The sequence below is a fragment of the Acidimicrobiia bacterium genome, assembly GCA_016650365.1.
GTDB lineage: Bacteria > Actinomycetota > Acidimicrobiia > Spongiisociales > JAENVV01 > JAENVV01.
The window spans coordinates 1-5,277 of the sequence record JAENVV010000049.1; the positions used below are offsets into that span (position 1 = coordinate 1).

A 5,277-nucleotide genomic window follows, 5' to 3' on the forward strand; every position below is an offset into this window, starting at 1 on the left:
CCTTCTACCGGCGGGGCATCGATACCCAGGACCGAAATCGATGGACGTGACCAGGTCTTGGCTTCCAGGCTCCCGTCGCCGATAATCTCCACGCCTTCGACGGCACCAGCCTGGTTTCGGACCTCGGCTTCGGTCAGGTCGAGCCCCGCCTCGGGACCGATGTGAACTCCGGCGACCGCCACATTGCCCGCCCCGTCATGAAGGGTGGCGAGCAGGCGGGCCAGCACGGTGAGAGCATCGGGAAAGACTCCGCCAAACATACCCGAATGCACCGCATTCTCAAGCGTCTGAACGTCGACGACACAGTCGACCAACCCGCGCAAGGACGTCGTGAACGAAGGCACCCCTACCCGCCAATTGCCGGCGTCAGCGATAACGATGGCGTCGGCAGCCAACATCTCTCCGTACGTATCGAGGAACGCCACCAGATTCGTCGACCCGATCTCTTCCTCTCCCTCAATGAAGACCTTGACCCCAACGGGCGGCTTCCCGCCATGAGCTCGCACCGCCGCCAAATGCATAATGACTCCGGCTTTGTCGTCGCTACTGCCCCGGCCAAACAACCGACCGCCGATCTCGCGAGGCTCCCATGGATCATCGGTCCACCCGAACCCGGCTGGCTGAACATCATGGTGGGCGTACAACAGGACCGTGGGAGCACCATCGGGCGCAGGAATCTCGCCAAAGACCGCCGGATGAGCCCCCTCGATCTCTAGCAATTGAACATTCTGAAAGAACGAGGCTTCCAAAAGCCCAACGATGTGGTCGGCCGAGCGGCGAACGTCGTCCGGGTGGGTGGCGCTTACCGAGGGGATTCTGACCAATTCCCTCAGTTCGTCGACCAGGGTGGGAAACAGTTCGTTCACGCGGTTCTTGAGCTCGTCAAACATACTGGCGAGCGTAGTATCGGGAACTGGCCGTGGCGGGCCGGGCGTTACCTTGTTTCGACCAGTCTCGGAGAACCTCATGGACACCAAACCACCGCCGACCCCCAGACAGGTGGCTCCCCGTCCGACCCTTCCCGTGGTCTCTCTCGCATGGGCCGTTCTCATCGGCTTTCTTGTCCAGGCACTGGCGTTCCGCCACGCTCCCGGATTCGGGGCGGCGATCTCGGGGTTGGCGCTCACACTCGGAATCCGATTCGGGCCATCGGAGCGCTCGCCGAACCGATGGTTGATTTACGCAGCGGCCATGTTTTTCGGTGCCCTGGCGATCAGAGCATCCGAAGTCCTTATCGCTCTGAACGCCATGGCCGGGTTGGCCGCGGTGATCATGGCCACCTACTCGACCAAGCGACCGGTTCGAGAGTGGACGGTCAGCCAGACCATCCTGGCGGTCCTCGTTCCCCCCGTGGCAGCCGTCGCTTACGGACCGACTACGACCTTTCGCTCCCTCCCGAGCCATCGCCAAAGCAGCCTGGGGCCGGTTCTCATCGGACTGCTTATCGGCGTCCCGATCCTGCTTGTGTTCGGGACACTTTTCGCATCCGCCGACGCCGTGTTCTCAGACCTGGTCGACCGGCTCGTAGCCCTCGATGTGATCCGCTCGGTTACCGGCCACATCTTCTGGTCGGTCGCCCTCGGTTCGCTCCTCGTCGGGATGTGGATGTTCTCCAGTCAGATCAAGGAATCGGCCCTCGGGTTTCGCGCCGAACCGGCCGGTCGCAGCGTCGAGACAACCACCGTGTTGGTGCTGTTGAATGCACTGTTCGCCGTCTTTGTGGTAATCCAGATCGGTTACTTGTTCGGTGGAGTCGACAGCAACCCGGTCACCCTCTCGGAGCACGCCCGGCAGGGCTTCTTCGAGTTGGTGGCGGTCGCATCGCTGGTATTGGGAATCGTCCTGGTGGCCTCCTGGACGGGGCACACCGCCACTCACCGGTCGGCAGTCGTCAACTGGCTCAGCCAAAGCCTGATCGCACTGACTGGTCTGGTGCTGGTCTCGGCTGTCCGCAGAATGTTGGCCTATTGGGAAGCATTCGGCCTGACCGAACTCCGGCTCTACACCACCGTATTCATGCTGTGGATCGCGATCGCGCTGGTTGCCATGGCCTTTTCGATCATACGATCTGATACCCGGCCCTTTGTACGGGTGGTGCTTTGCGCCGCAACAGTTCTGCTGCTTGGCCTTACGGTGGCCAACCCTGATGCCATCATCGCAAGGACGAACCTGGGCCGCCAGGCCATCATTCAAACCGACGTTTCCTACCTCGGCGGATTGTCGGTCGACCGGGTCCCGGTCGTCGCCGAATACGTCCGAAACCACCCGGTTGAATGTGACTCACCACTCCTAACCGACCTCAGGCACGATCTCAAGGCCCTTGACGAGGACGAATCGATCTTCAGTAGCTCGTGGTCGGCCCGGCAAGCCGCCGCCACCTCTGCGACCCTCGGTGACTGCGACTAGGCAGGGGCAAACGGATATCCGGCCTGACGGGCTGCCTCGTACACGGCGATCGCCACCGAGTTCGCCAGGTTGAGGCTACGGGTGTGGGGAGTCATCGGAATCCGAACCGAGGCCGTCACCTCGGGCACTTCGAGCGCCTCTTGCGGGAGACCAGTCGATTCAGGGCCGAACAGAAAAGCATCACCGGGACCGTAGGACAGGTCCGCGAACGACCGTTCACCATTGCGGGCAAAGGCATAGAGCCTGCCCGGCGACTCGGCCAGCAGGTACGCGTCAAACGAATCGTGGACTTTGACGGTGGCATATTCCCGATAGTCCATGCCGGCCCGTTTCAGCTTCGTGGAGTCCAGCTCAAAACCCATCGGTCGTATGAGGTGGAGCGGCGTCGCGGTGTTGGCGCACAGACGCATGATGTTCCCGGTGTTCTGCGGAATCTCGGGGTGGAAGAGCACAACCGACGGCATGACTAGAACAGCCGCAACGCGTTGGGTTCAATTCCCCGCAGTTCGTCGAGGTCAACCTCAACACAGCGAATCCCCCTCGCCTCGGCCAGCACTTTGGCCTGCGGAACGATCAGCTGAGCCACAAACACCCCCCGGACAGGAACGAGCCTTGCATCGAGGTCGAGGCGTTCGAGGTACCGTGCCAGCTGCTCGACGCCATCGATATCGCCTCGCCGCTTGATCTCGACCGCCACGGTTCGGCCCTCGGCGTCACGACACAACAGATCGACCGGCCCGATGTCGGTCGGGTATTCGCGACGAATCAACACCAGCCCTTCCTCGATCACCTGCGGGCGATCAGCCAGCAAAACCTGAAGGTGGGCTTCGACCCCGTCCTTCTGAAGCCCCGGGTCGATTCCGAGATCGTGCAGGGAATCAGCAATGACTTCCTCAAGGTGAATCGTCAGCATCTCGCCTTTGGGATTGGTGACAATCCATCGATCATCCAGCTCCTCAACGTGATTGGGAGCATTCATCCAGTTGAGCGGTTTGTAGGCGCCCCCATCAGCGTGAATGGCGACGCACCCGTCTGCCTTCACCATGAGCAAACGGATAGCTGGAGGTAGGTACGCCGTCAGACGTCCCTCATAATCCACACTGCATCTCGCTATGACCAGCCGCACGATGCGCAAGCGTAACCGGACTTGTCGTAAGGGGACGGATCGGCCAGCCTGTCATTTATGCATGACGTGAGCGCCAAATGGCTGTCGAAAATCCATGCCGGCGCCTACCGGGCCACCCGGGGCCGGGTCGGCCGACAGTTCGTCAACAACAGTATGTTGCTGTTGACCACCAGAGGCCGCCGGACCGGCCGCCCTCACACCGTGCCGCTGCTTTACCTCCGTGATGGTTCGCGACTCGTAATCATTGCGTCATGGGGCGGTCGCGACTATCCGCCCCATTGGTACCTGAACTTGATCGCCCATCCCGAAGTGTTAGTCCAAATCGAAGGCAACCGATTTGAGGCGACTGCCACCGAAGCCACCGACGAACAACGAGCCACCTGGTGGCCGCGCATCGTCAAAGCCTATGAGGGGTACGCCGAATATCAGGCCAGAACCGATCGTCAGATCCCGGTCATCTTCGTTGACCAAGGGTGACCGGTTGGATCTGACCGGTCCGAAACAGGTCGAGGGGAACGTCGATCCCCAGGCGATCATAGAGTTGCGCCGGGACGGAGATATCCGCCACCAACAGCTCCCCCACATAACGGCTCTCCATCAGGCCGACCTTGGGAAGAGCCAGCGTCAGCGTAGCGTCCGCCACCATTCCCGCTCCGGGCGCCAACCCGGTATCGACATCAACCCCTGACGGCGTATCGAGCGACAAGACCGGAATCGACTCATCATTGGCCCAATAGATAAACGTCTCAGCCCGCCCTCGCGCCGGACCCGAAAGGCTGTATCCGAGTACCGCGTCGAGAATCAGATCAGCGCCGTGCGGCTCCCCGATCGCGATATCCAATGTCCTGACAATCGAAAGTTGCGATCCCGGGACCCCGTCCAGGTCCGGACGGGTCAACGCGACACTCACATCTACGCCCCACCCGGACAGACGCCGGGCGGCAACCAGGCCTCCCCCGCCGTTGCCGCCGGAACCGACGAGAACCAGGACCGATGACGGCTGATACCGCTCGATGGCCAGGCGAGCCAACTGGAGTCCGGCATTTTCCATCATTTGGATCAACGATATGCCCAGCTCGTCAATCATCAGACGGTCGACCTCGACCATTTGCTTTCGCGTCACTGTTGGAATCACACGTTTACGCTACCCCTCGTCGGACGGCCACTCTCGTCTGGGGACAAGATCCTGCACTGAAACCAGCTGACGGAAGTTCGCTGATCCCGAGCGGCGTAATATCAAGCCTCGTGGGGTTACTCGGAACGCTTCGAACTCTCATTAGACGGCACCCGGGTCTGGCTGACGCCGTATTCGCGGTGACCTCGCTGTCTGTCGGAATTGTGGAACAAATGAAGTTCGGTTCTCAGCCGAATGGCGGATTCCAAGTGCCGATGGCCCGACCATTGGCGAAGACCGAATGATCTCCGTATTGATAGCGGACGACCAGCAGCTCATCCGGACGGGGCTTCGACTAGTCCTCGACGCCGAGACCGATATCCGGGTGGTTGGCGAAGTGGTCAACGGGCGGCAAGCCGTCGATCTGGCTCGCCGGCTCTCTCCGAACATCATCCTGATGGACATTCGCATGCCCGATATGGATGGCATAGCCGCCACCGCCGAAATAGTCAAGCTCAACATCGCCACCAGGATCATCATGGTTACCACGTTCGACCCGGACGAATACCTTTACGAGGCACTCATCGCCGGCGCCAGCGGGTTTCTGCTGAAAGACACTCTTGCTGGCGAC

General features: G+C 61.0%; 7 protein-coding genes. 3 read left to right on the forward strand and 4 right to left on the reverse strand.

What is annotated here, in order from left to right; all coding sequences use genetic code 11:
• Positions 1 to 890 (reverse strand): M20/M25/M40 family metallo-hydrolase (locus JJE47_03205; protein ID MBK5266418.1); only part of this gene is annotated, 890 nt, incomplete at its 3' end.
• 76 nt (positions 891 to 966) lie between these two features.
• Here JJE47_03205 and JJE47_03210 point away from each other — a divergent pair.
• Positions 967 to 2,406: a DUF4173 domain-containing protein gene (locus tag JJE47_03210; protein ID MBK5266419.1), complete on the forward strand. Its 1,440-nt coding sequence runs from the start codon at positions 967 to 969 to the stop codon at positions 2,404 to 2,406.
• Here the strand turns inward: JJE47_03210 and JJE47_03215 are convergent.
• Complete coding sequence (locus tag JJE47_03215; GenBank protein MBK5266420.1) at positions 2,403 to 2,870, reverse strand: tRNA (cytidine(34)-2'-O)-methyltransferase; 468 nt, start codon at positions 2,868 to 2,870, stop codon at positions 2,403 to 2,405. The two genes, JJE47_03210 and JJE47_03215, sit on opposite strands and share 4 nt — an antisense overlap.
• A gap of 2 nt (positions 2,871 to 2,872) precedes the next feature.
• Positions 2,873 to 3,532, reverse strand: coding sequence for an endonuclease NucS (nucS, locus tag JJE47_03220; GenBank protein ID MBK5266421.1), 660 nt, complete (start codon positions 3,530 to 3,532; stop codon positions 2,873 to 2,875).
• Between the two features lie 57 nt (positions 3,533 to 3,589).
• On the opposite strand from nucS, the gene JJE47_03225 reads away from it, so the two are divergent.
• Positions 3,590 to 4,009, forward strand: coding sequence for a nitroreductase family deazaflavin-dependent oxidoreductase (locus JJE47_03225; GenBank protein ID MBK5266422.1), 420 nt, complete (start codon positions 3,590 to 3,592; stop codon positions 4,007 to 4,009).
• Here JJE47_03225 and JJE47_03230 read toward each other — a convergent pair.
• Complete coding sequence (locus tag JJE47_03230) at positions 3,987 to 4,619, reverse strand: NAD(P)H-hydrate epimerase (protein MBK5266423.1); 633 nt, start codon at positions 4,617 to 4,619, stop codon at positions 3,987 to 3,989. The genes JJE47_03225 and JJE47_03230 overlap by 23 nt on opposite strands.
• Positions 4,620 to 4,947: 328 nt before the next feature.
• On the opposite strand from JJE47_03230, the gene JJE47_03235 reads away from it, so the two are divergent.
• Positions 4,948 to 5,277 (forward strand): response regulator transcription factor (locus JJE47_03235; protein ID MBK5266424.1); only part of this gene is annotated, 330 nt, incomplete at its 3' end.

Excerpts from the sequence above, each read along its gene's own strand:
- JJE47_03210 (MBK5266419.1), top strand. The coding sequence starts at position 967 with ATGGACACCAAACCACCGCCGACCCCCAGACAGGTGGCTCCCCGTCCG.
- JJE47_03215 (MBK5266420.1), bottom strand. The coding sequence starts at position 2,870 with ATGCCGTCGGTTGTGCTCTTCCACCCCGAGATTCCGCAGAACACCGGG.
- JJE47_03225 (MBK5266422.1), top strand. The coding sequence starts at position 3,590 with ATGCATGACGTGAGCGCCAAATGGCTGTCGAAAATCCATGCCGGCGCC.
- JJE47_03230 (MBK5266423.1), bottom strand. The coding sequence starts at position 4,619 with ATGATTGACGAGCTGGGCATATCGTTGATCCAAATGATGGAAAATGCC.